This window comes from Parafrankia sp. EUN1f, from assembly GCF_000177675.1.
Lineage (GTDB): Bacteria > Actinomycetota > Actinomycetes > Frankiales > Frankiaceae > Parafrankia.
Window position 1 is genome coordinate 28,452 of sequence record NZ_ADGX01000032.1, and the last position, 24,233, is coordinate 52,684.

At 72.4% G+C, this 24,233-nt stretch carries 23 protein-coding genes; 18 read left to right on the plus strand and 5 right to left on the minus strand.

Going from position 1 to position 24,233, the window contains the following annotated elements:
* Positions 1–479: 479 nt before the first annotated feature.
* From FREUN1FDRAFT_RS12285 to FREUN1FDRAFT_RS12345, 13 genes are all read left to right on the plus strand, one after another.
* Entirely contained in the window at positions 480–1,544 is a 1,065-nt protein-coding gene (locus FREUN1FDRAFT_RS12285) for a C40 family peptidase (RefSeq protein ID WP_006540365.1), read from the plus strand.
* Between the two features lie 151 nt (positions 1,545–1,695).
* Positions 1,696–2,316 (plus strand): CDP-alcohol phosphatidyltransferase family protein, encoded by a 621-nt coding sequence (locus FREUN1FDRAFT_RS12290; RefSeq protein ID WP_006540366.1) that lies wholly within the window; start codon positions 1,696–1,698, stop codon positions 2,314–2,316.
* A 19-nt stretch (positions 2,317–2,335) separates the two neighbouring features.
* Positions 2,336–4,852, plus strand: a complete 2,517-nt coding sequence (locus FREUN1FDRAFT_RS12295) for a mannose-1-phosphate guanyltransferase (RefSeq protein WP_035951381.1) — start codon at positions 2,336–2,338, stop codon at positions 4,850–4,852.
* A gap of 95 nt (positions 4,853–4,947) precedes the next feature.
* Positions 4,948–5,814 carry a DUF881 domain-containing protein gene (locus FREUN1FDRAFT_RS12300; RefSeq protein WP_006540368.1) on the plus strand — a complete coding sequence of 289 codons (867 nt, stop codon included), beginning with the start codon at positions 4,948–4,950 and terminating at the stop codon, positions 5,812–5,814.
* Positions 5,811–6,161, plus strand: a complete 351-nt coding sequence (locus FREUN1FDRAFT_RS12305; RefSeq protein WP_006540369.1) for a small basic family protein — start codon at positions 5,811–5,813, stop codon at positions 6,159–6,161. The genes FREUN1FDRAFT_RS12300 and FREUN1FDRAFT_RS12305 overlap by 4 nt, the downstream gene beginning before the upstream one ends.
* 260 nt (positions 6,162–6,421) lie before the next feature.
* Entirely contained in the window at positions 6,422–7,066 is a 645-nt protein-coding gene (locus FREUN1FDRAFT_RS12310; RefSeq protein WP_006540370.1) for a DUF881 domain-containing protein, read from the plus strand.
* Between the two features lie 40 nt (positions 7,067–7,106).
* Positions 7,107–7,487 carry a glycine cleavage system protein GcvH gene (gcvH, locus tag FREUN1FDRAFT_RS12315; RefSeq protein ID WP_035951388.1) on the plus strand — a complete coding sequence of 127 codons (381 nt, stop codon included), beginning with the start codon at positions 7,107–7,109 and terminating at the stop codon, positions 7,485–7,487.
* Positions 7,488–7,990: 503 nt separating this feature from the next.
* On the plus strand, positions 7,991–8,536 hold the full coding sequence (locus FREUN1FDRAFT_RS12320; protein ID WP_006540372.1) for an FHA domain-containing protein: 546 nt from the start codon (positions 7,991–7,993) through the stop codon (positions 8,534–8,536).
* A gap of 16 nt (positions 8,537–8,552) precedes the next feature.
* On the plus strand, positions 8,553–9,362 hold the full coding sequence (locus FREUN1FDRAFT_RS12325) for a MerR family transcriptional regulator (RefSeq protein ID WP_006540373.1): 810 nt from the start codon (positions 8,553–8,555) through the stop codon (positions 9,360–9,362).
* 158 nt (positions 9,363–9,520) lie between these two features.
* Positions 9,521–10,006 carry a bifunctional nuclease family protein gene (locus FREUN1FDRAFT_RS12330; protein ID WP_006540374.1) on the plus strand — a complete coding sequence of 162 codons (486 nt, stop codon included), beginning with the start codon at positions 9,521–9,523 and terminating at the stop codon, positions 10,004–10,006.
* 374 nt (positions 10,007–10,380) lie between these two features.
* Positions 10,381–11,007, plus strand: coding sequence for a MerR family transcriptional regulator (locus FREUN1FDRAFT_RS12335; protein ID WP_006540375.1), 627 nt, complete (start codon positions 10,381–10,383; stop codon positions 11,005–11,007).
* A gap of 94 nt (positions 11,008–11,101) precedes the next feature.
* Positions 11,102–12,154: a daunorubicin resistance protein DrrA family ABC transporter ATP-binding protein gene (locus tag FREUN1FDRAFT_RS12340; protein ID WP_006540376.1), complete on the plus strand. Its 1,053-nt coding sequence runs from the start codon at positions 11,102–11,104 to the stop codon at positions 12,152–12,154.
* Positions 12,151–12,963, plus strand: coding sequence for an ABC transporter permease (locus FREUN1FDRAFT_RS12345; protein WP_006540377.1), 813 nt, complete (start codon positions 12,151–12,153; stop codon positions 12,961–12,963). Before FREUN1FDRAFT_RS12340 ends, FREUN1FDRAFT_RS12345 begins: the two co-directional genes overlap by 4 nt.
* A gap of 60 nt (positions 12,964–13,023) precedes the next feature.
* Here FREUN1FDRAFT_RS12345 and FREUN1FDRAFT_RS12350 read toward each other — a convergent pair whose 3' ends face one another.
* The gene (locus tag FREUN1FDRAFT_RS12350; protein WP_050795840.1) at positions 13,024–13,536 is read right to left on the minus strand and encodes a nucleotidase; all 513 of its coding nucleotides are present in this window, start codon (positions 13,534–13,536) and stop codon (positions 13,024–13,026) included.
* Positions 13,537–13,918: 382 nt separating this feature from the next.
* Here FREUN1FDRAFT_RS12350 and FREUN1FDRAFT_RS12355 point away from each other — a divergent pair, with 382 nt between their 5' ends.
* From FREUN1FDRAFT_RS12355 to FREUN1FDRAFT_RS12375, 5 genes are all read left to right on the plus strand, one after another.
* On the plus strand, positions 13,919–16,957 hold the full coding sequence (locus FREUN1FDRAFT_RS12355) for an FtsK/SpoIIIE domain-containing protein (protein WP_006540379.1): 3,039 nt from the start codon (positions 13,919–13,921) through the stop codon (positions 16,955–16,957).
* Positions 16,941–18,221, plus strand: coding sequence for a hypothetical protein (locus tag FREUN1FDRAFT_RS12360; protein WP_232295158.1), 1,281 nt, complete (start codon positions 16,941–16,943; stop codon positions 18,219–18,221). Before FREUN1FDRAFT_RS12355 ends, FREUN1FDRAFT_RS12360 begins: the two co-directional genes overlap by 17 nt.
* Positions 18,222–18,284: 63 nt before the next feature.
* Positions 18,285–18,548 (plus strand): hypothetical protein, encoded by a 264-nt coding sequence (locus FREUN1FDRAFT_RS12365; RefSeq protein WP_006540381.1) that lies wholly within the window; start codon positions 18,285–18,287, stop codon positions 18,546–18,548.
* Between the two features lie 457 nt (positions 18,549–19,005).
* Positions 19,006–20,526, plus strand: a complete 1,521-nt coding sequence (locus tag FREUN1FDRAFT_RS12370) for a trehalose-6-phosphate synthase (protein ID WP_006540382.1) — start codon at positions 19,006–19,008, stop codon at positions 20,524–20,526.
* Between the two features lie 69 nt (positions 20,527–20,595).
* Positions 20,596–20,787 (plus strand): hypothetical protein, encoded by a 192-nt coding sequence (locus FREUN1FDRAFT_RS12375; protein WP_369809790.1) that lies wholly within the window; start codon positions 20,596–20,598, stop codon positions 20,785–20,787.
* A 109-nt stretch (positions 20,788–20,896) separates the two neighbouring features.
* Here the strand turns inward: FREUN1FDRAFT_RS12375 and FREUN1FDRAFT_RS12380 are convergent, their stop codons facing one another.
* From FREUN1FDRAFT_RS12380 to FREUN1FDRAFT_RS12395, 4 genes are all read right to left on the minus strand, one after another.
* Positions 20,897–21,448, minus strand: a complete 552-nt coding sequence (locus FREUN1FDRAFT_RS12380) for a histidine phosphatase family protein (RefSeq protein WP_006540384.1) — start codon at positions 21,446–21,448, stop codon at positions 20,897–20,899.
* A gap of 414 nt (positions 21,449–21,862) precedes the next feature.
* The gene (locus tag FREUN1FDRAFT_RS12385) at positions 21,863–22,231 is read right to left on the minus strand and encodes a WhiB family transcriptional regulator (RefSeq protein ID WP_006540385.1); all 369 of its coding nucleotides are present in this window, start codon (positions 22,229–22,231) and stop codon (positions 21,863–21,865) included.
* Between the two features lie 695 nt (positions 22,232–22,926).
* Positions 22,927–23,289: a rhodanese-like domain-containing protein gene (locus tag FREUN1FDRAFT_RS12390; RefSeq protein ID WP_035951390.1), complete on the minus strand. Its 363-nt coding sequence runs from the start codon at positions 23,287–23,289 to the stop codon at positions 22,927–22,929.
* Positions 23,290–23,339: 50 nt separating this feature from the next.
* Complete coding sequence (locus FREUN1FDRAFT_RS12395) at positions 23,340–24,050, minus strand: cysteine dioxygenase (protein WP_006540388.1); 711 nt, start codon at positions 24,048–24,050, stop codon at positions 23,340–23,342.
* Positions 24,051–24,233 lie beyond the last annotated feature (183 nt).

A 24,233-nucleotide genomic window follows, 5' to 3' on the forward strand; every position in this document is an offset into this window, starting at 1 on the left:
GGGTGCCGCCGGATTCCCTATACCAGGCAGGCTCCGCGGGGTATTGCCCGGGCTGGGAGCGCGGGTCGATCCGGGGGGCGCGCGGCCGGTTCGCTCCGACAGAAAGTAAGCGGCTATTTCCGCATCGTGATCGCGGGGTGTGGTGGGTGATTGTTGTGCGGGGGGTGATTGTCGGCCGACTGTCGAAGTCCACTATCTTCAGCATCGGCACCTGCGCGCAGATCTAATCGAGAGTGCCGAGCACCGCCCGATGTATGTAAAGCGTCAAGCCGAAGCGCCGCGTCCTGCCCCCGGCTTGACGACCCCTCCGAGACAGGTGGGGCAGGACGAGGGATGTCGGCTGCCGGCAAGCGGGTACCCCCGTGCCCGATCTGCTGGTCGACCGGTCTGGTTCCCGTCGGCCGGTCGCGGCCGGTGGGACGGCGCGTTGCCGAACCTGGCAGCGCGTGTCGCAGGCGCCGGAGAGAGAAGGACTCGCGTTGCCCCGTCGCGGAATTGCCTGGCTGCCCGAGGACTGGGACCAGTTCGTCAAGGGGCGGCAGCGCTCCTCGAACGTCCGATCCGGCACCGGCTCCCGACGAGGTGGCCAGCCGCCCCGGCGCGCCGCGACGATCGCCGCCTTCACGACCGGGACGCTCGCCGCATCCACCGCCGCGTTCGCCGCGACCGTCCCGTCAACGCCGGACGCCTCCGCATCCCTTGAGCCGGGCACGACCCAGACGGCGTCCGTGCTACCAGGCCAGGGCCAGGGCGCTTCCGAGGACGAGGCCGCCGCGGCGGTCGCGGCCGCCGCCGCGCCGTTGGCGGGGGCGATCGCCTCCTCCGAGCCGATCTTCACCAACATCGAGCTGACCACCGACAACGCCAGCGTGGCCCCGAACGCGCCGGTGGTCCTCACGGTGCGGGCCAGAGAGGCGAGCGGCACCCCGCTGGGCAACCAGCAGGTCCGCATCGTGGTGGTCAACGGGCCGAAGTGGCAGACGACCCGGGCGCTCACTACCGACACGAACGGCCAGGCCCAGATCACCGCACGGCTGCTCAGCACGACCACGATCACCGCGGTGTTCGACGGCACGAGCGCGCTGCGGCCGTCGGTCGCCACGTCGGCCACGATCACCATCAAGGCGCCGACGTCGTCGTCGGCGTCGCGTTCCAGCGTCAGCCAGGCGATCCCCTCGGTGATCCCGGGCAGCTCCATCGGGGAGAAAGCGGTCTACCTGGCCTCGCTGCAGAAGGGCAAGCCGTACGTGTGGGGGGCGGAGGGTCCCTACTCGTTCGACTGCTCAGGGTTGGTGCAGTACGTCTTCAAGCAGCTCGGCCGATCGTTGCCGCGTACGGCACAGGGGCAGTACAACGCCTCGACCCACGTCCCGCAGTCCGGCAAGCAGCCGGGCGACCTGATCTTCTACGGTACCGAGAACAACATCTACCACGTGGGTATCTACGCGGGGAACGGCTACATGTGGGCCGCGCCGCAGACCGGTGGTGTGGTGTCGCTGCGGCCGATCTACAGCTCCACCTACAAGGTCGGACGGATCATGTGATGGTGGCCCGCCGCGAACGACACTCGATGACCTCAGCGACGCACATCCGCTAGCGTCAGGGCACGACCCGCGTCCCGAGGTCGGCGCGCGAGGCCGTTGGCACCGTCGGTGCCGCCACGCGCATGGCCGGGTCGGGGAGGAGGGACTCGGCGTGACGGCGGCTACGCAGGCCTCCGACCGGATCTGGACCATTCCGAACCTGCTGTCAGGTCTGCGGTTGCTGGGCGTCCCGCTGTTCCTGTGGCTCGCGCTCGGGCCGGAGGCGGACGGCGCGGCACTCGGGGTGCTTGCCTTCGCCGGCGTGAGCGACTACCTCGACGGCAAGCTCGCCCGGGTCCTGAACCAGACCAGCCGGCTCGGGGTGATGCTCGACCCGCTGGCCGACCGGCTCTACATCCTCGCCACGATCGTCGCCCTCACCCTGCGCGACATCGTCCCGTTGTGGTTCGCGGTACTTCTCGTCGCCCGGGACGCCGCACTGCTGCTGCTGGTGCCGATCCTGCGCCAGCTCGGTGTCGGTACCGCCCTTCCCGTCCACTACCTGGGCAAGGCCGCGACCTTCAACCTGCTCTACGCCTTCCCGCTGCTGTTGCTGTCGGCCGGCGATTCGTGGCTGGCCACGGCGGCACGTCCGGTCGGGTGGGCGTTCGCCATCTGGGGTGTCGCCCTGTACTGGTGGTCCGGCCTCCTCTACTTCGAACAGGCCCGCCGCCTCGCCGTCGAACGCGCACGGCCGGTGGCGTCCGCGACGTCCGGGAAGATCGGGAGGTAAGGCCGTGAGAGCCGTCGTCATGGCGGGCGGCGAGGGCACCCGGCTGCGGCCGCTGACCGCGAACCTGCCGAAGCCACTGCTGCCGGTCGTCAACCGGCCGATCATGGAACATGTCCTGCGCCTGCTCAAACGGCACGGGTTCGACGAGACCGTCGTGACGGTCCAGTTCCTCGCGGCGATGATCCGGAACTACTTCGGGTCTGGTGACGAGCTGGGCATGCACCTGTCCTACGCCACCGAGACAACCCCACTGGGTACCGCCGGCAGCGTCAAGAACGCCGAGGACGCGCTGCGGGACGAGCAGTTCCTCGTCATCAGCGGTGACGCGCTGACCGACATCGACCTGACCGACCTCGTCGCCTTTCATCGGGAGCAGGGCGCGCTGGTCACCGTCGCGCTCAAGTCGGTACCGGACCCGTTGGAGTTCGGCATCGTCATCGCGGGCGAGGACGGGCGGATCTCCCGCTTCCTGGAGAAGCCGACCTGGGGCCAGGTGTTCTCGGACACGGTGAACACCGGCATCTACGTGATGGAGCCGGAGGTGCTCGGGTACGTCCCGGCGGGCGAGGCGGTCGACTGGTCGGGGGACGTCTTCCCGCGGCTGGTCGAGGCCGGCGCCCCGGTCTTCGGCTACGTCGCCGGCGGCTACTGGGAGGACGTGGGCACCATCGCCAGCTTCCAGCGGGCCCAGGCCGACGTGCTGAACCGGCAGGTGGACGTCGAGATCGGCGGTTTCGAGCTCTCCCCGGGCGTGTGGATCGGCGAGGACGCGGACGTGCACCCGGACGCCGTCCTCAAGGGCCCGCTGATGGTCGGTGACTACAGCAAGGTCGAGGCCGGCGCGGAACTGCGCGAGTTCACCGTGCTCGGCAGCAACGTGGTGGTGAAGCGCGGCGCCTTCCTGCACCGCGCGGTCGTCCAGGACAACGCGCTGATCGGGCCGCGGACGAACCTGCGCGGCTGCGTGATCGGCAAGAGCACCGACGTGCTGCGGGCCGCGCGTATCGAGGAGGGCGCGGTCATCGGGGACGAGTGCGTCATCCAGGAGGAGGCGTTCGTCTCCCACGACGTCAAGGTGTACCCGTTCAAGACGATCGAGGCCGGGGCGGTCGTCAACACCAGCGTGATCTGGGAGTCGCGCGGGCAGCGCTCGCTGTTCGGGCCGCGCGGCGTCTCCGGGCTGGTCAACGCGGAGATCACGCCCGAGCTGGTGGTCCGGCTGACCAGCGCCTACGCGACGACCCTGAAGAAGGGGACCACCGTCACGACGGCCCGTGACGGCTCCCGGGCCGCCCGGGCGCTCAAGCGCGCGGTGATCAGCGCGCTGACGGCGGGCGCGATCAACGTCCGTGACCTGGAGGTCGCCCCGCTGCCGGTCGCGCGGTTCGACGTGCGGACCTCCGACGCGGCCGGCGGCATCATGCTGCGATCCAAGCCCGGCGACGCGGAACGTATCGACATCGTCTTCCTCGACGCGGACGGCCACGACCTCTCGCCGGCCGCGCAGCGCAAGCTCGACCGGGTCTTCAGCCGGCAGGAGTTCCGCCGGGCCTTCCCCGGCGAGATCGGTGACCTGCGCTTCCCCGCGCGCACGGCCGATGTCTACAGCCAGGACCTGCTGGACCGGGTCGACACCAGCGGGCTGGCCGAGGCGGACCTCAAGGTGGTCGTCGACCCGTCCGGGGGAGCGGCGTCGCTGCTGCTGCCGACGCTGCTCGGCCGGCTCGGCGTGGACGTCCTGACGGTCAACGGCCGGCTGGACGAGACGTACCCCGAGCGCGGTGCGGCGCAGGAACGCAGGGCTCTTGACCGGCTCGGTGCGCTGGTGGCGAGCTCGCGGGCCGCGTTCGGGGTCCGGTTCGACCACATCGGTGAGCGGATCACGATCGTCGACGAGCGCGGTGACCTGATCAGCGACGAGCGGGCGCTGCTGGTCATGCTCGACCTGGTCGCGGCGGAGAACCGCGGGGCCACGGTCGCGGTGCCGGTCGCCACCACGCGGGTCGCCGACCAGGTCAGCCGGTTCCACGGGCTGACCGTGCGGCGGATGCCGATGTCGGGCGCGGGGCTGTCCAAGATGGTCGAGGACGAACGGGTCGTGTTCGCGGCCGACGGCAAGGGCGGGTTCGTCGTTCCCGAGTTCGCGCCGGTGATCGACGGTCTCGCCGCGTTCATCCGGCTGGTCGCGCTGGTCGCGCGGACCCGGCTCACCCTGAGCGCGATCGACGCGCGGATCCCGCCGGTGGCGATGGTCCGGTCCTCGGTGCCCACGCCGTGGGCGGAGAAGGGGCTGGTCATGCGCCGCGTCGTCGAGTCGGTCGGCAGTGACTCCGAGACACAGGTGGACACGACGGACGGTGTGCGGGTCGTGAACCCGGATGGTTCGTGGGCGCTCGTGTTGCCGGACCCGTCCGAGGCTGTGACCCACCTGTGGGCCGAGGCCGCGGACCTGGGCGACGCGCAGCGGCTTCTCCGCCGTTGGAGCGCCGTGGTGGAGGCCACGCCCCCCGTGGAGGCCACCACCGGCCAGCGCTGACCGGTCGGCCGCGAGCTGTGGCGGCCCGCCGGCGCGGGGCGCGGGCTGCGGAACGCGGCGGGGAGGTCACGGCTCCGGTTCGGGCATCGGCAAGAATGCCGGATGTGCAGGCACGGACCCAGACGGCGCTCGAGCGGGTGGCCGCGACGGCGCTCGATCCGGGCTACGCGCAGGCGTCGTCCAGCCGGGCGGGGCGTCGGCGGGGGTCTCGTCGCGCGCGGCGCAACCGCTGGCATTCGCTCGCCATGCCGCTCGCGCTGCTGCTGACGGGGCTGCTGACAGCACTGACCATCCGCGAGGGGGTGGCGGCCGCGCCGGCGGGGGAGCGGCTGCGGGCGCGGCTGAGCGCCGAGTACGAGACGCGCTCGGTGCACCGGGACGATCTGGCCGCCGACGTGCGTGAGCTGCGTTCTGCCATCGCGGACCTGCGCGCGCGCCAGCGGTCCGCCGACGATGCCTGGGACACCGCCACCGCACGGATCGGTGCGCTGGCCGCTCCGGCGGGGCTGGCGGCGGCCCGGGGCCCAGGGGTGCGCCTGACCCTCACCGACCCGGCGGCCGGCCCGCCCGCGGACGCGGGAAACCCGCGGCCGACGGCGGAGCTGACGCCGGGCGGCCGGCTCGCCGACCACGACCTGGCCGACATGGTGAACCTGCTGTGGAGCGCGGGCGCCGAGGCGGTGGCGGTCAACGGTGTTCGGCTTACCGCGCTGAGCGCCATACGCGCGGCGGGTGACGCGATCCTGGTGGGGCTCAGCGCGGTCGAGGCTCCCTACGTCCTCGACGCCATCGGCGACTCCGCGGCGATCGTGTCCAGGGTCTCGGCCGCGCCGGTCACCGTGCGGCTGCGTACCCGGGCCGGCGCGCCACCGGACGCGGTGACAATCGCCCGGCTCGGCGCGGTGACGCTGCCGGCGGCCGCGGACCCCAACCTCCGATACGCCCGAGGGAGTGGATCATGACACGTGCGCCCGCGATCACCGGCCTGGTCGCGATCGTCGTCGGAGTCCTCGCCGGGCTGCTGGCCACACCACAACCGCCCGGGTGGCTGGATCCGTATCTGCCGGTGGCTGTCCTGGCCGCGGTCGACGCGGCGGTCGGAGGGCTGCGCGCGGCGCTGGAACGCGTCTTCTCCGACCGTGTCTTCGTCGTGTCCTTCCTGTCGAATGTCGTGCTGGCGGTCGCGCTCGTCGCCCTGGGTGACGCGCTGGGGGTGGGTGGTGCGCTCTCGACCGCGGTGCTCGTCGTCTTCGGGATCAGGATCTTCACGAACGCCAGCACGATCCGCCGTCTGGTGCTGAAGTCGTGACGACAGACGGTGTGGTCGGGCCCGCCCCGCCCCCACCTGTCCCGCCCCCACCTGTCCCGCCCCCACCTGTCCCGCCCCCACCTGTCCCGCCCCCACCTGTCCCGCCCGCACCTGTCCCGCCCCCACCTGTCCCGCCCGCACCTGTCCCGCCCGCACCTGTCCCGCCCTCGCCCGCCCCGGCTGTCGCCTCCCCGACTGTCGGGAACGGGACACCGAGTGGTGGTTCCCGGCTTCGGCTCGTTCGGCTCGCGTCGATCCTGATGCTCGCGCTGCTCGGGTTCGGGGTCACCGTCGTGATCCGATCGGCGGACTCGGCGGACCATCTCGCCCGGGTGCGTCCGGACGAGCTCGCGAGCCGGCTGGACAGCCTCTCGATCGGTGGGCAGCGGCTACAGGTCGAGGCGAGCGGGCTGCAGGAGACCCGCGCGGCGCTCGCGGACGACGGCCGCGCCCAGGTCGAGCTCGACCGGGCCCGTCAGGAGGCCGACACGCTGGCGGTGCTCGCGGGGACAGCCCCGGTTGCCGGGCCGGGCCTGACGCTCACGGTCAGTGACCCGCGCGGCAAGGTCGACGCCTGGATCCTCGTCGACGCACTCCAGGAGCTGCGGGACGCCGGCGCCGAGGCCATCGAGCTGTCCGGGGTGCGCGTCGTGGCCTCGACCTACATCATCGACGCCCCTGGCGGGGGGATGACGGTGGACGGCGCCACAGTCGCCGCGCCCTACGTGCTGCGCGTGATCGGGGAGGCGCACACACTTGCCCAGGCGATGCGGATCCCCGGCGGGGTGCTCGATACGGTAGCTACCCGGGATGGCGCGCAGGCCGAGATCACGAACTCCGACCGGATCGAGATCGGGGCCCTGCGCACCGTGCCGAGCCCCCGTTTCGCCCGTCCGGCGGACTGATCGGCCGGTGTGCGACACCACGACCCAGGAGGCGATTGCGCTGTATCCCGACGACCTGAAATACACCCGTGAGCACGAGTGGGCCCGGGCCGACGGGAACCGGGTGCGTGTCGGTATCACCGCGTACGCCCAGGAGGCGCTCGGTGACATCGTCTTCGTCTCGCTACCCGAGGTCGGGGAGGAGGTCTCGGAGGGTGAGCCGTGCGGCGAGGTCGAGTCGACCAAGAGCGTGTCGGACATCTACGCGCCCGTCTCGGGCACGGTCACCGCACGCAACGAGGTGCTGTCCTCCGCACCGGAGCTGGTGAACTCGGACCCGTACGGCGACGGTTGGCTGGTCGAGGTCACGGTGGCGGATCCGTCGGTGCTCGACGAGCTCCTCGACGCGGCGCAGTACCGGGACCACGTCAAGGAGCAGTGAGTCCTTTCCACCGTCGGCTCCGGCCTGCCGCGACAGCGCCCGACAGGCGTGAGATGGAGAGGGCTCAGTAGACCGGCTTCCGGAAAAGTCAGGCGATCCGTACACGCATCGTGGCAGGCCGGTCATGAGCCGGCCGTGCATAGCTGCTCGGAGTGGCGCCCATCGTCGGTGCTGTGGCTATCTGTCCGTTATGTCGGCTCGGACGGATTGTCAAGCGGCCTGCGCTCGCCGCATGCGTCCGGTGACGCCACGCCGAACAATCGCCCGGCGCATCCTTTTCACGACGGTGCTCCTGATGCACTAGCCTCGGAGTGCGCCGTGACGGGATCGGTGCGGCCACTGCCGTGTTCGACCGTCCGCGTGCGGTGATGGCTCGGGTACCTCGGGTTTCGCCGGGTACTTCGGGTCCACCCCTGTCGGGCACCACTCCAGCCGCCGTGAGGGCGGCGGACCGAGCGGCCGGCCACCCGCGTGCGGGCGACCGGCAGGAAGCGGACGAGACTGTGTTCTGCACGAGGTGCGGCCAGCAGAACCCGTCCGACGCGCTGTACTGCGCGCGGTGCGGGTCGCCTCTGGTACGTCCGGGCGAGCCCGTGGCGCCGGAGCGACCCGCGGAGCAGACGTCGACCCTGAACCTTGCCGCGGCCCTCTCCGGTATCGAAGGCGACCATGTCGACGACTCGACCGAGCGCGACGCCGTCGCCGCGGTCGATGCGCTTCCGCCGGGCTCCGCCCTGCTTGTCGTCAAGCGGGGGCCGAACGCGGGTAGCCGGTTCCTGCTGGATGCGGACCTCACCACCGTCGGGCGCCATCCGGAGAGCGACATCTTTCTGGATGACGTGACCGTTTCCCGCCGGCATGCCGAGTTCCACCGCTCGCCCTACACGAAGGGTTTCTCCGTCCGTGACGTCGGCAGTCTCAACGGCACGTACCTGAACCGCGAGCGGATCGACTCCGCCGAGCTGACCGGTGGTGACGAGGTCCAGATCGGCAAGTTCCGCCTGGTCTTCCTGACCGGTGCGACCTACGGCGGGGTCGGCGTCCGGTGAGCGGGGGTACGGCGCGGTGAGCGGCGGCGGCGCCGCGGCGGAGTCGATGCGCCCGTCGGGCCGTGCGGAGGAGTTCAGGCCGGGCGTGGCCCGGCGCAGTCCGTCCGCCCGGGCCGAGGACGCCGCGAAGACGCTGAACATCGGCGAGGTCCTGGACCGGCTGCGAGCCGAGTACCCCGACATCACCCTCTCGAAGATCCGCTACCTGGAGTCCGAGGGGCTGGTCGAGCCGGCACGCACCAGCTCCAACTACCGGAAGTACTCGCCGGACGACGTTCTGCGGCTTCGGCATGTTCTGCATGCCCAGCGCGAGCGTTACCTCCCGCTCCGGGTGATCAAGGAAGAGCTGGCCGCGCTGGACCGCGGCGACACCGCGCTGCCCCGCCCGGGGCCTCGGGCCGTCCCGGACCGCCCTGTCGGGCATGGCCTGGACGCCCTGATCGGCGCCGAGCGGGTCCGCCTGTCGCGCCGGGAGCTGCTGGCCGCCAGCGGCCTGGACGACGACGTCCTCGCCGACCTGGAGGGCAACGGGCTTGTCGGGCCCATCGCCGGTGGCGGGTACTACGACTCCGACGCACTGCTGGTGGCCCGTACCGTGGCCCTGCTCGCCTCGCACGGAGTCCAGGTGCGCCACCTACGTGCCGCCCGTGCCGCGGCGGACCGTGAGGCAGGTCTCATCGAGGCCGCCGTGGCACCGCTGCGCTCAGGGCGGCTGGGCGAGCCCGACGGGCGGGCCGCGCAGACCGTCGACGAGCTTGCGACGCTGCTGGTGCGCATGCATGCCGCGCTGCTGCGTACCCGGCTTGCCTCGAGCCGGTCGGGGTAGCACATACCCACTACGCACATGGTGCGAGTCCGTACGGAAAGTGAGAACCGGCGGGCGCGCTGACGCGGGGCGGTAGCGGGGATACTGTCTCCTCGTGGGGTTTTCCGGCTCCGGTCACAGCGTCCCACCCTGCCCCACCTGCGCTAGGAGGTAGATCGGTGCATCGGCTGGACATCGTCGGCGTGCGTGTCGAGCTTCCGTCGAAGCAGCCGATCGTTCTGCTCAAGGAGGTGGGGGGCGAGAGGTACCTGCCGATCTGGATCGGAGCGGTCGAGGCCACAGCCATCGCCTTCGCCCAGGAGGGCATCACGACGGCCCGCCCGATGACCCACGACCTGATGCGGGACGTCCTGCGCGCCCTGCAGACGGAGCTGACCCAGGTCACCATCACCGACCTGCAGGACGGCGTGTTCTTCGCCACCCTGGTCTTCGGTAACGGGGTCGAGGTCTCCGCCCGGCCCTCGGACGCGATCGCCCTGGCCATGCGGATGGGCGCGCCCGTGTACGGCGTGGAGGCGGTGCTGGCGGAGGCCGGCATCACGGTCCCCGAGGAGCAGGAACAGGAGCAGGAGAGCGAGCTGGAGAAGTTCCGGGAGTTCCTGGACACCATCTCGCCGGAGGACTTCAACACGCCGGGCTCGTGATCACTGGTCGGTTCGGCCGGCCCGCTGGTCGCGGCTACGGCGACGGCCGAGCACGGCGCCCGATGTGTCCCAATCGCGGATGTTTCGCCAAAATAAACCCGAACTCCGCTGTTTGACGCCCGCATGTCCACTGGACGACGGACACGCCGGCTTGGATCATTGAAGGGACGATGCCCCGCCCCTACGGTCGGGCGAACCGGTTGCCGAGCCAGTGGTTGGCGGGGCACCGGGGTTCACCGCCGCGCAGGGGAGCGCGCGCTCATGTCGCGGCGCGTCGGGCTGCGCGACGCGCCTCGGCGCGACGGCGGTGACGGTGTGCGGCATCGTCGGCGGGCGGGCCGTGAGGCTCCCGGACTGTCCGGAGGATGGGACTGGTGAAGAGTGGCACCTCGATCGGGGCGGCCGCGCGGGTGGCGCCGGACGATGCGGATCCCCACTGGGGGGACGACGAGCAGGCGACCATGATCGAGCAGGGGCAGCTCTTCGGCGACGAGATACCGCAGCCGCCGGGGGATGATGTCGGCTACCGGGGACCCACCGCCTGTGCGGCGGCGGGTATCACCTACCGCCAGCTCGACTACTGGGCCCGGACCGGGCTGGTGGCGCCGAGCGTGCGGGGTGCCAGCGGGTCCGGCAGCCAGCGGCTCTACTCGTTCCGGGATGTGCTGGTGCTGCGGGTCGTCCGCAAGCTGCTGGAAGCCGGGGTGTCGTTGCAGAACATCCGGGCGGCGGTGGAGCACCTGCGGACCAGGGGAGTGGCGGACCTCGCCCATCTGACGCTGATCAGCGACGGCTCGACCGTCTACGAGTGCACCTCGGACGACGAGGTCATCGATCTCGTCCGGGGCGGCCAGGGCGTTTTCGCCATCGCGGTGGGCCGGGCCCTGGAGGACATGCGCGGCCAGCTCGCGGAACTGCCCTGTGAGCGCCCTGGTCAGCCGGCGGCGGCCCATCCGGGCGATGAGCTGGCCCACCGGCGACGGCGGCGCAGCTCGGCCTGAGAGCCCGAGACCCTCGGCGGCCGGCCGCGGTCCGCGGCCCGCCACAGCGAAAACTCGCTCGAGAACTGTCGGTGCCCTGGCGTACCTTCGCCCTGTGACCGATCAGACAGCGGTCCTCGTCGAGGGCCTTCGCAAGAACTACGGTCGACATACGGCCCTGGCCGGGCTTGACCTGAGCGTCAGCGTCGGCAGTGTGCACGGTGTCCTGGGCCCGAACGGGGCCGGCAAGACGACCGCCGTCCGGATTCTGTCGACGCTGCTGGCGGCCGACGGCGGCCGGGCCGAGGTGCTCGGTGTCGACGTGCTGCGCCATCCGGAGCGGGTCAGGCCACGCATCGGCCTGACGGGCCAGTACGCGGCCGTGGACGAGCGGCTGACCGGCCTGGAGAACCTGGAGATGTTCGGCCGGCTGTACCGCCTGCGGGCCCGCACGGCGCGGGCCCGCGCGATCGAGCTGCTGGAGCGGTTCGAGCTGACCGAGGCCTCGCGGCGGCAGATCAAGACCTATTCGGGCGGCATGCGCCGCCGTCTCGACCTCGCGGCGAGCCTCATCATGGCTCCGGCCGTGCTGTTCCTGGACGAGCCCACCACCGGCCTGGACCCGCGCAGCCGCCAGGCGATGTGGCGCGTGATCGCGGATCTGGTCCGCGAGGGCACCACCGTGCTGCTGACCACCCAGTACCTGGAGGAGGCCGACCAGCTGGCGGACCGGGTGTCCGTCATCGACGGCGGTCGGGTGATCGCGGAGGGAACCTCCGACGATCTCAAGCGGCAGATCGGCGGCGACCGGCTGGAGATCACGATCGCGCCTGGCGACGACCTCGACGCCGCCACGGCCGTGCTCAGCCGGCTGGGTACCGGGCCGGCCGGCGTGGCCGCCGAGGAGCGCCGGGTGACCGTGCCGGTCGCCGGCGCGGCCGTGCTCGCCGAGGCGGTGCGGTCGCTGGACGAGATCGGCGCCACGATCGTCGACGTCGGCCTGCACCGGCCATCCCTCGACGACGTCTTCATGGCCCTGACGGGTCACGGTGCCGCCCGTGGCTCTGATGGCTCTGATGGCGCCGATGGCGCCGATGGCGGGAAGGATGCCGTGCGGCCGCCCGGCCCGCGGTCGGGTGACGACGAGTCGGATCTGGTGGCGACATGAGCACTCTGGACCTGAGCCCGGTTCCCGGGCGTGGCAGGCTCGCCTGGGAGGCCGCGGACGCCTGGGTGATGTGCCGGCGCAACCTCGTCCAGACCTGGCGGGTGCCGGAGCTGCTGGTCTTCGCGACGATCCAGCCGGTGCTGTTCGTCCTGCTGTTCACCTATGTCTTCGGTGGCGCGATCAACGTCGGCCCGGGGGTGGAGTACGTCGACTACCTGATGCCCGGCGTCTTCGTGCAGACGGTGATCTTCGGGTCGATGATGACCGGCATCGGGCTGGCCACCGACAAGGAGGCGGGTCTGATCGACCGCTTCCGCGCGCTGCCGATGAGCCGCTCGGCGCTGCTGACGGGCCGGACCCTCGCGGATCTCGTCCGCAACGCGTTCATCATCCTGATCATGCTGCTGGTGGGTCTGGCGGTCGGCTTCCGGTTCGGGAACACGACGGTTCTCGCCGCACTGGCGGGGTTCGGCCTCATGCTGCTCTTCGCCTACGCGTTCTCGTGGCTCTCGGCGGTCATCGGCATGTCGGTCGGCAGCGCGGAGGCCGCGCAGTCGGGCGGGATGATCTGGATCTTCCCGTTCGTGTTCGCGAGCTCGTCGTTCGCCCCGGTCGAATCCATGCCCGGCTGGCTCCAGGCGTTCGCGAAGCACCAGCCGGTCACCTGCACCGTCGACGCGGTGCGAGCCCTGTTCCTCGGGGGCCCGGTGGCCGGGGACCTGCTGGCGGCTCTCGCCTGGTGCGCGGGAATCCTCGTGGTGGCCGGGCCGCTCGCCGTCCGCGCCTACCGCAGGGGCACCGCCCACTGACGCCTGCCCACCCCACGACCCACCCGCCCCGCGGCCCGGTCATCTCACCGCCCGGTCACCTCAGGTGCGCCCCTCCTCGTTCTGGGCGTTGCCCAGGGTGGGCTCGTAGGCGAGCCAGTCCGCACGCAGGACGGGCCAGCCGTCGGCGCGCAGCAGCTCCACCACCGCCGGGTCGTCGTCGACCACGACGGCGACCCGGCGGCGTGAGCCGAGGCGGCGCAGCTCCGACCGCTTGAAGATCCGCCCGGGCCGCCGGTCCGCGTCCGGGCGCATCCGCAGCTCGCCCACCGGCAGGCCCTGCGCACGCAACCAGCGCTCGGTGGCGGCGCGGGAGCGCTCGGGGCGGCCCGTCAGCCAGATCACCTCGTGGTCGCGGGCGAGGGTGCGAACGAGCTCCACGCCCTCGACGAGCGGCGGGTCGACGTCGGCGGCGGCGAAGAAGGCCTCCCAGTCACCCGGGAGTGCCCGCAGGAACCGCAGGCGATGCCGGACGTCCGCCACGACACCGTCCACGTCGATGACCGCGAGCGGCGGCTCGCCCGCATGCTGAGCGCCCACGCCCAGGTCGGACATGCGCCCCGGATCCGCCACTTCTGCGCCTCCTGTACAGCAACAAGCCTCTTCCATCTCACCCGGTCCACACGGTCAGGGATGCCGCGAGTCCGAGTCGACGACGGAAAAGGCCCAATCACGTCGCAGCATCTCCGCTGGGCCATTGAACACCGCGCCACGGTGGATAATGCGCCGGTCTCCCCGCCAGCATCCGGTACGTTCCAGTTCGTCGCCGGCGATCACGCTGCGGAACCCGCCGAACGGGCCAGAGACACCGTGGTCCGGCGTGTGGTGAAACGGCACGATGTGACGGAGCGGTCGCTAGCGTGGTGTCTCGGGCGCGGCGGCCGGGCGACGGCCGTCGGCTGTCGGCCGCGGAACACAGCTGTCGCGAGGAGGTCGCGTGTCGGGCACACGGCGAGCGCGCCTGCTCGTCTCCGGGATCTCCGAGAACCTCGGGGTGGTCCTTTCGCTCGCGGACCGGCTCGACGTGCAGGCCGCGCGGCTCGAGGCCGGCGAGGGGCCGTCCGCCGCCACCGTGACGCTGGACGCGGAGACGATCAACGAGGCGGCCGCCGACCTCGCGGGCAACCTGGAGGGCGTCCGGCTCGCCCTGAGCGAGGCGGCGTCGCTCGCGCGGCGCCACGCGCCCGCGTTCGCCGGCGCCGGCTGGGACGCACCGGAGTGGCACAGCGCATCCGTCGCCGCACCCGTCGCCGGCCCGGCTGCCGCCGGCTCCGCGGGCGGCATGGCCGGCCCCGCGGGAGCGGCCAGTCCGGCCGGCCTCGGTGGCCCCGTGATCGGGCCCGGGGGGCAGCCCGGCCTGTGGCGGCTCGGGCGCATTCTCGTCCCGCCGCTGGCGCGCGGGGGGCGCCCCGTCGAGGTGCCGCTGGCGGTGCCGCTGCTGGACGCCGGGAACCTCCAGATCACCACGACCCGCGAGCGCCGCGGTGAGGCCGTGGGCCTCGTCCGGGGTCTGCTCACCCGCGTTCTCGCGAGTGCGTCGCCGGGCGCGGTCCGGGTCACGGTCTACGACCCGCACGAGCTCGGCGCGGGGCTCGCGGGCTTCGCGCCGCTGCGCGCCCACGGAGTGGTCGGGCCCACCCTGACCTCCCGGGCGCGGCTGGAGGCCGCCCTCGCGGAGCTGTCCGCCGAGGTCGGCCGCATCACGGTCGACCGCCTCGGCGGCCGGTTCGACTCGCTGCGCGAGCGGGAGGACGCCGGCGTGCCCCGCGGCGAGCCCTGGCGGCTGCTGATCCTGCTGGGCCTGCCGCCGCTGGCCGACGAGGCCGCTCGCACGCTGGAGGCGGTGGCGGCCCAGGGGCCGTCCTGCGGGGTGCACATCATCGCGGTCGTCGAGGCGGAGGAGGGCGCGGACGCCCCGGGCGGCCGGGGTGTGCCGAGCCTGCCCCGGGCCGAGACGGTGACCGCGGCGGAGCTGCAGGGGGACCCGGGCGACGTCGGCGCGGTCATGCCCGGCGGGTGGCGGACGTCGATGTCGGGCCTGCTCGGCTGCGCGCTGGACGACGCGCCTCCGATGTCGGTGGTCGCCCAGGTCACCACCCGGGTGGTCGCCGGGGTGGAGCAGGCCGTGGTCCGCGGGCCGGACCTGGGCGGCCTGCTTCCGCCGGGGCTGTGGGAGTACGAGAGCTCCGCCGGGGTGTCGGTGCCGGTCGCGCACGGCCCCGACGGAGCGGTCGGGCTGACCTTCGACGACGACACGGTCCACTGCCTCGTCGGTGGCCAGGCCGGGGCGGGCAAGTCGACGCTGCTGCTCGACGTGGTCTACGGGTTGGCCGCCCGCTACGGTCCCGACCAGCTGCGATTCCACCTGCTCGACTTCAAGGAGGGCCTGGAGTTCGCCCAGTTCGCGCAGCGGCCGGGCGACCCGTTCTTCCTTCCGCACGCGGACACCGTCGGCATCGAGAGTGACCGCGAGTTCGGCGTCGCGGTGCTGCGCGCGGCCCGTAACGAGATGCAGCGGCGGTCCGTCACGATGCGCGCGCTGGGCGCCCGTGACCTGCGCGGGCTGCGCGCGGCGGACCGCAGCTCCCCCTGGCCGCGGGTCGTGGTCGTCGTCGACGAGTTCCAGGTGATGCTCACTCCGCTCGACACGGTCGCCCGGGAGGCGGTCTCGCTGCTGGAGGTGCTCGCGCGGCAGGGCCGGGCCTACGGCATCCACCTGCTGCTGGCCAGCCAGACGCTGTCCGGTATCGACGCGCTGGACGCGACGGCCGGCAAGCGGGGGTCGATCTTCGGCCAGTTCGCGCTGCGCGTCGCGCTGCGGACGTCCATCTCCGAGTCTCGGGTGCTGCTGTCGACCGCGAACGAGGCGGCGGGTGCGCTGTCCGGGGTCGGTGAGGCGATCGTGAACCGGCGCAACGGTCACCCCGTCGGCAACGAGCACGTCCGCGTCGCCTACCCCGACCCGGCGGTGCTGGCCGAGCTGCGAGAGCAGCTGAGCGCGATGGTGGTCCGGGCGGTTCCGGCGATGCGCCCACCGCGCGTGTTCGTCGGCCACGCTCCCGCCGTCCTCACGGACAACCCGGCCTTCCAGGCACTGGCCGGCCGGCCGGTCCCCGCCTCGGGTGATCCCGCCGGGGGCGGTGCCGCGTACGGCTCCGGCACCGGCGCCGCGCTGGTCCCGGCGGATGGCTCGGTCGACGGCTCGGCCGGGGATCCGTTGGCGTTCGTCGGGGTGCCCTTGGATCTCGCGCCGCCGGCGGTGGGCGTGCGCCTGGCCCGGCTGCCCGGCCGTCATCTGGCGGTGCTCGGTCCGCTGCGGCGGGAGGCGGTCGGGATGCTGCAGGCGGCGGCGGTGTCCGTCGGTGCCCAGAGCGCGCCGGGCAGCCTCGTCGTCGACATCGTCGCGGTGGATCCGGCCACGGTGTCGGCCGCCGAGACCCTGGCGTCGGCGTTGCGCCGCGCGGGCCATCCGACCTATGTGACGGACGTGACCGGTCTGCGGGGGGTCCTCGCGTCCGCGGGGGCGGAGATCCGCGCCCGCGAGGAGGCGGCGCTCGCCGGGCAGAGCGGTGCCGCGTCGACCACCCGGCTGCTGGTCGTCTTCGCCCTGGACGCGGGCCGGGCCGGCCTGGAGGCGCGTGACGACGCCTCGCGGCGGTCCGGGCTGGACGATCTGCGGACCCTGACGCGTCGCGGCCCGGCGGCCGGGGTGCATCTGCTGGGCTGGTGGCGTGCCCCGTCCCGGCTCGCCGACGACCTGGGGCCCGGGCACCGGGACGACATCGCGGCCTGGGTCGCCACCGGGCTGCCCGGGGGGGACCTGTTCGGACTGGCCGGGCACCGTCCGGTCACGGCTGGTACGACCCCGAACCGGGCCGTGCTGTTCGACCGGCACGTCCAGGCCGAACCACGCACGGTTGTCCCCTTCGCACCCCTTGAGACCCGGTCCGGTGCTGACAATGGGACGGTGGTCTGACGGAGTGGCGGAGGTCGACGACGAGTGGTGGAGGGACGGCGTGCGAGGTGAACACGACGAGGGCCCCGGCGCGGTGACCGACGGGGAGCCCGGCGCGGTGACCGACGACGCGTCCGCCTACAGCCTCGCCGAGCTGCCGGGCCGGCACCTCATGCCCTCGCCGGTGCCCTCCCCGGTGTTCTCGGCGTCGGCGTCGGCCGCGATGGCGATGGAGTTCGCCCAGCCGCCCGGCGGCTACGCCAGGCCGCTGCCCGCCGCCGCGGCGACGGGCAGCCACCCGGTCGCACTGGTTCCCCCGGCGGTCGGGCAACCGGCGTCGGTCGAGCATCCCCTGGTTGCCGCGAACCGCTACCGGGAGCTCATGGGCGCCTCCGACACGGTGCGGGCCCTGCTCGCGCAACGGCTGGCCGAACGGCAGGAGGGCCACGACGTCCTCGCTCGGCGCCACCGGGCCGCGGCCGAGGACATCCGTTCCCGGGTCGCCGTGGTCTGGTCCCAGGTCGGCGGCGCGCTGGAGTCGCATGGGCTGGATGGCCTCGACCAGCTGCGACCGCGGGAGGGCACCGAGCCCGACGTTGAGGCCGTCTACCAGCAGTACGCGGGCGACCTGGACGGGCTCGGCGGCGGTCGTGGTGGTCGTGGCGGTCGTGGTGCCCGCGCCGCCGTCGCGCTACCCGGTGAGAAGCGGCTCGGCGCGGCGGCCTCGATCGATGGCGGTGGGATCGATGGCCGCGGGAAGGGTGGCCGCGGCCGCCCGCAGGCACCCGCCGACGGGCTCGTCGGTGCCGACGACCTCGTCGACCCGGAGCGGGCCAGGAAACTGGCCTACCGCCTGTGCCTGGAGGTGATGTCCCGCTCGGCCGAGCTTCGGGCCGTCACCAAGGGAGTCCCCACCGGGTCGAGCGGGCTGATCGTGGCGCTGGTCTGCGTGCTTGCGGGTGCGCTCACGGTGGTGGCCCGGGTGTTCGGGGAGGCGCCGGCGCTGCCCTGCCTGGTCGCGGCCGGGGGGCTCGGTGCCGTGGCGGTGGTCGCCAGCGCGGACGCGTCCGCCGTGTCCGCCGCGCGTTCGGCCGTGCTCGCGGCGGGCTCGGCGGGAGTGGCGGTCCTCGCGACCTTCCGTTTTGTGCCGATCGAGCCGGCGGGGACAATCGGTGCCCTGGCCTGCCTGGCGCTCGCGATGCGCTTCGGGCTCGGCGTGGGCGCCGGCGCGAGCACAGGCGCGGGCGCGGGTCCGGCGGGTGACGGCCGGAGCAGGCGGAGCTGAGCGGCCGGCGGCGACGTCGCCGGGCTGGCGGGGCGTTGATCGGCTGACGGAACGGAGTGCACGGTGGCAGGGACGATCGCCGACGTCAAGGCGCAGCTCGACGAGGCGTTCCGGCGAACCGAGGAGGTCACGGGCCAGCTCGAGGGCGCGCTGAACATGATCGAGGAGGCGCAGGCGATGGTCGTCGCGGCGACCGACGGCAGTGAGCACCTCGCCGTCGAACAGCTCACCAGCGCCCTGGTCGAGACCCGGGACAGCCTGGAGAACGCGCTCGCGGCGCTCGGGTCCGCCGTCCAGGAGGTCAAGGTCTACCGGGACACCCTGTAGGCAGGAGAAAGTAGGCCGCGATCCCGTCCGGCGCGGAACACGTTCCGCGGAACACGCGGAACACGCGGAAAACGTGGCGCGGAACACATCGTGGCGTAGGGCACATCGCGGCTGCGGGCAGTCACCGGGTCCCGCCGGCCCGCAGGCGGCTCGGCGGGGTCGCCCGCGGACGTCTGACCAGGTGTTGTGCAGTACTGTGCCGAACGGGCTCGCCGCGGCGCGGCCGATGCCGATCCTTGCACGGGCAGTGTGGATATGGTGACCGGACGAATTTCCGGGTAACACCTCTCCAGCCACGCGGCGACGCGGTGCATCCGGTTTCCAGGCTCACTACAGTCCGGGTTGTCCCGTGCGCCCGACCCTTCGGTGGGCTCCGGCCGACAGTGTCCGCATTGCCGGCCGAGTGCCTGCCGTTCGACAGCCGGGCACCATGACGACCAGGAGGGCTCCTTCTGCCGTGTCGGATATCGACCTGCTCGATCTCCCGCTGGTTCTGTTGTCCAACCGAGGTCCTGTCAGCTTCGATCGCGATACGTCCGGCCGAACCGTCAACCGGGGCGCCGGCGGGCTGGTATCCGCCCTGTCCGGCCTGGCGGAGCATCTGGATGACGCCGTCTGGGTCTGTGGCGCGGCGACCGCCGAGGACGCCGCCGTCGCCGCGGAGAACGATGGCGGCGCGATCCTGGTGCAGACCCAGCCCTTCCCCCACGCGGTGGAGGGAGACCCGGACGGCCCGTCGATCAGGGTGCGTCTGGTGGTGACCGACCCGGCTGCCTACGCCGACTTCTACAGCGTGTGGTCGAACCCGATCCTGTGGTTCATCCAGCATGGTCTGTACGGGCGGTCGCTGGCGCCGGTGCTCACCCGCGCCGAGCACGACGCGTTCGAGCGGGGGTACGCGGCGGTCAACCGCGCCTACGCCGACGCGGTCGCCGACGAGGTCCAGTCACGTGGCGGCAAGGCGCTGGTGCTGCTGCAGGACTACCACTTCTACCTGGTCGCCGAGCACGTTCGCGAGCAGTGCCCGGACGTCGTGCTCACCCACTTCGTCCACATCCCCTGGCCGGGCCCGGACGAGTGGCGGGTGCTGCCGGGCGACATCCGTGAACGTCTCCTGCGTGGTCTCCTCGGCAGCGACGTCGTCGGCTTTCACACCCGCCGCTATGCCCGGAACTTCGTCCTGTGCGCCGGCGAGCTGCTCGGGCTGCCCATCAACCTCGACGAGCTGACCGTCCAGGTCAACGACCGGACGGTGCGGGCGCGCTACTATCCGATCTCGGTCGATCCGGCCGCGCTCGACGCCACCCTCGCCAGCGAGGAGGTCGCCGCGCACGTCGCGATGCTGCGCTATGTCTTCCTCGACGACGACCGCCAGCTGGTGCTGCGCGTCGACCGCACCGACCCCAGCAAGAACGTGGTCCGCGGCTTCCTGGCCTTCGGAACGCTCCTGGACCAGCATCCGGAGCTGGTCGGGCGGGTGAGCTTCCTGGCACTGCTCCAGCCGAGCCGCACGGACGTCCCGGAGTACGCCGACTACATCGCACTGATCGGCGCCGTCGTCGCGGAGATCAACGCGAGGCACACCAAGGAGGGGCGCCAGCCGATCGATCTGCGCATGGTGGAGGACTTCACCCTTGCGGTCGGCGCCTACTCGATCTGCGACGTGCTGATGGTGAACGCGATCGCGGACGGGATGAACCTGGTGGCCAAGGAGGTGGCGATCGTCAACCGGCGCGGCGGCGTGCTGGCCCTGTCGGAGATGGCAGGCGCGCACGAGGAGCTGGGCGAGTTCGCCGTGACGCTGCACCCGTTCGACGTCCAGCAGATGGCCGACGCCCTCTACGAGGCCCTGGTCATGCCCATGGACGAACGCCACCGCAGGCTGGCGGCCGCGGCCGAGCAGGTGCGCACCCACGATGTCCGCCGCTGGCTCAACGACCAGTTGGTGGATCTGCGTCACCTGGCCGGATTCGGCTGAGTCGTGCCGCGCGCGGGTACGCTCGGCGGGAGGTCGGGCATGTGTGCCATGGTCGAGACAGGAGTGGACGTGTCGGATACCGGTCATGTGAAGGCCAACATGGGGTCCTGGGCCGCGGTGTACATCCTCATCGCGGGCTTTGTCCTGGGCACCCTCGCGCTGATCCTCGGCTCGGTGCCGCTGTGGATCGGGACGGCGGTGGCGCTGGTCGCCGGTGCCGGCCTGGCTCTGGTCTCCAACATCATGGAGCAGTGCTACTAGAACGCCGGCCCACAAGCGTCGTCGTGCCAGACCGGCCGGCGCCAGACCGGAGGTGAGCCTCCACCCTGGCGCCGGCCGTGCCTTGCCTGCTCCCGGCCAGGGCTCCTGATCAGACGTCGGTGGCCTGCTCGGGCGTGCCGGCGGCCTCCCGCAGCGAGCGTGGGGTGACGAAGTCGACCAGCCGTGTGGAGGCAGGTCCGATCTCGCTCCACCGCGGCACGGTGAGGTCATGGACGGCCAGCGCGGCCGTCGGGAAGGTCGGCACCCGGTGTCGCTCCGGCGGGCTGAGCAGGCCCATCGCGAGGCTGTGCAGGCCCGGGTTGTGGCCGACGACGAGTACCGAGGGCACGCCGTCGTCGACCTGGCGAAGGCGCATGAGCAGGTCGTTTGCCTCGGCGAGGTAGAGCTGGTCCTCGACCAGGACGGGGACGCTGCTCGGCAGGGCATGTGCGAGATGCGCGACCGTCTCCCGGGTGCGCACCGCGGACGAGCACAGCACCAGGTCGGGTTCCAGCCCCGCGGCGACCAGGTGGTCGGCGATCAGCGCGATGCTGGTACGTCCCTTCGGTGAGAGCGGCCGGTCCTGGTCGCGCATCGTCGGGTCGCTCGCCACATCGGACTTCGCGTGCCGCAGCAGCAACAGGCGGGGGGAACGTCTCACCGTGCGACTCCGGCGTGCGTGGCGGCTCCGGTGCGGGGGGTTGACCGCCCCGGTGACGCCGGCGTGCTTCCGCCAGCGGCCGGGTCACGCCATCCACCCGTGATCCCTGCGTGATCCCCGTTGGCACCGGACACGTCAGCTCCTCCCGTCCGTCAACAGCTCGAACGCTCCCCGCGCGAGCCAGGTTCGCCGCGACGACTCGCAGACTGCCGACATCCGGACGTCCTCGTCAATTGCGGTGCCCGTTGCGGTGCCCACAGCGGTGGAGCTGCCGGGACGACGACCACGGCCCGATCACCATCCAAAGTGATCGGGCCGTGTGATGTCGCGGGGCGTGTGATGTTGCGGGAGGCCGGCCGGCCGGTGCTGCGGCCCGCCGAGGGCTGGCCTGCCGAAGGGCGGCCAGCCGGGGGGTCAGCTCGCGACGGAGATCGTCAGCAGCAGGCGGTCGGCGGCGGCGAGCGCGTCGTCGGCGTTCAGCCGGCCGCGGGGGATCAGGGTCGAGCGCTGGTCCGAGGTCAGCCCGCCCCAGACACCGTGCTCCTCCTGGCGGAAGATCGCGGTCGCCAGACAGGCGCGCTGGACCGGACAGCCGGAGCAGATCTTGCGGGCGCGGGTCTCGGCGGCGGCACGGGCCTTGGTGTTACGCCCGTCCGGCGGGAAGAAGGCATCGGGGTCGCCGTCGCGGCAGGCGGCATCCTGGCGCCAGTAGACCGGCCAGCCCTCGCCGAACGGCTGCGGCGGCAGATCCCGACCAGGCAGAACGGGTACACCGGCGCTCATCGCGCGACCTCCGTCCGGACCGAGTCGGACGGCGTCGGGGACATGGGTTCGGCGGGGCTACCGACCGGTAGCATGCCGGGCAGAGTGGGCATACCGTCTCCTGCTGACGTTGCAAAGGCGGACAGGTGCGCTGCGGACAGGCAATACCCGGCGTTGCGCCGCACGCCGGACTGGTGGTGGGGCCTACCTGCTACAAGCCGAGAGCCCCCGGGCCCGTCCATGTGGTGCGACCGGAAGGTTCCGGTCTCCCGCACGGAAACGGGCCCGTCTCGTCTCGTTAACCGAGGAACGTAGACTTCTCTCGAGCGGATAGCAAGGGTTCCGAAACGCCCACGTCCGGTCCTCTGTGGAGGTCGATGATCCGCCGGCTGATGTGGCCGCGGGTCCCACCCTCTCAAGCCCCTCGTAACCATGTAACTGCTTTGGTCCGACGTGTGCTGCAGGTCTCGTGCCTGCGAATGTTCCTGTCATGCAGGCTTTTTGGGTAACCAGCAAGATCATTTGTTGGGTGCCGGGTGGGACGGCCGTGGCACATGGGGGTGCCTGATCTACCCGATTCGCCGCCGGGTCGGGCTCCGGTTGCCGGCAGGTAAAGGGGGGCTGGCCGCCGTCCCGTCGTTCAGGTCGGCGGCCTGCGGGGGCCGAAATGTGCTGAGGACCACACAGGGGTACGGGCGCCGTCCGGCGTCCGCCGATCAGCCTCGGCTGATCGGCAGGCCCGCCGCGGCCCAGGCGTGGAACCCGCCGATCACGTCGGTCGCCGCGGTCAGCTGAAGATCCAGCAGCGCCGCCGCGGCGAGGCTGGAGGTGTAGCCCTCCGAACAGATGATGATCGGCCTGATGTCGTCGCCGGTGGCGAAGGCCGCCCGAGCCTCGCAGGTCGGATCGAGACGCCATTCCAGCACGTTGCGTTCGATGATCACGGCGGCCGGAATCGCGCCCTCGGCAGCCCGCTGCGCGGCCGGCCGGATGTCGATCAGGATGGCGCCGGCGGCGACGGCCGCCGCGGCCTCGTCGGGCGTGAGCCGATCCAGGCGGGCCCGCGCGGCCGCCAGCATCGCGTCGATGCGGCTGCCACTCGCGCCGCCGCTCACACCGCCGCCGCCGCTCACACCGACATCCCGGACGTCAGGCGGGGCTGGCCCGCACGGGGCCGCGGCGCGAACGGGGCCGCCGCCGGCGGGGTCGCGGTCGTGACCCGTGCCGCCCCGGCGCCGGCGGCGACGACCGCCGACTGGGCAGCACGCTGTGAGACGTCCGCCCGGTCGAGCGGTACGGGCTGGTCGAGAGGGGCGAGCTGGCGAGGCGCGTAGCGCAGGGGAAGCTCGGGGGGCGAATAGGCGTGGATGGTGGTCGCCCGCAGCTGGCCGCGGTTCACGATCCGGTGCACATGGTCGGTCCCGAAGCCGGCCACCGCACCGGTGCCGTGCTGGCGGGTCCGGGTGATGCTCCAGTCCCGACCGCACTCGTCCTCGTCCAGGACGCCCGCCGCGACCGCCAACGCGCCGAGCGCGCCGCCGTGGTCGTGGATGTCCGTCTGCTGGCCGGGGCACCAGCCGATGAGCCACACCTCGACGGCGCCGGACAGGACCAGGCGTGTGTACCAGCGCCGGCGCGGATCGTGGCGCACCAGTGGCCGCCAGAGGTGCTCGGCCGCGGCGAGGCCGGCGACCAGGTCACGCAGATCGGGCAGTTCCAGCTCGCGCGGCTCGTCGACCAGGAAGCGCTCGGGCACGAACGGGACACCGGCCCGCGTGGCGGCAGGCGCTGTCGGCGCGGGCTGGACCGACTGGAGCAGGGCGGGATGGATCAGGGGCATCGAAGCTCCTTCGAACACCGTCGCCTCTGCGACGGACCACTGGAGGACACCGCGAGGCGTCTGCGGATCGGCCGGGGGCACGGCGTCGACCGGAACGTTCATGGGTGCGGGGCCTGGTTGCGCCGAACGGCAGGCCCGCGGCCCGGGCAGGCCTGTCCGGAGCGGGATGAGGCGCGAGTGTGT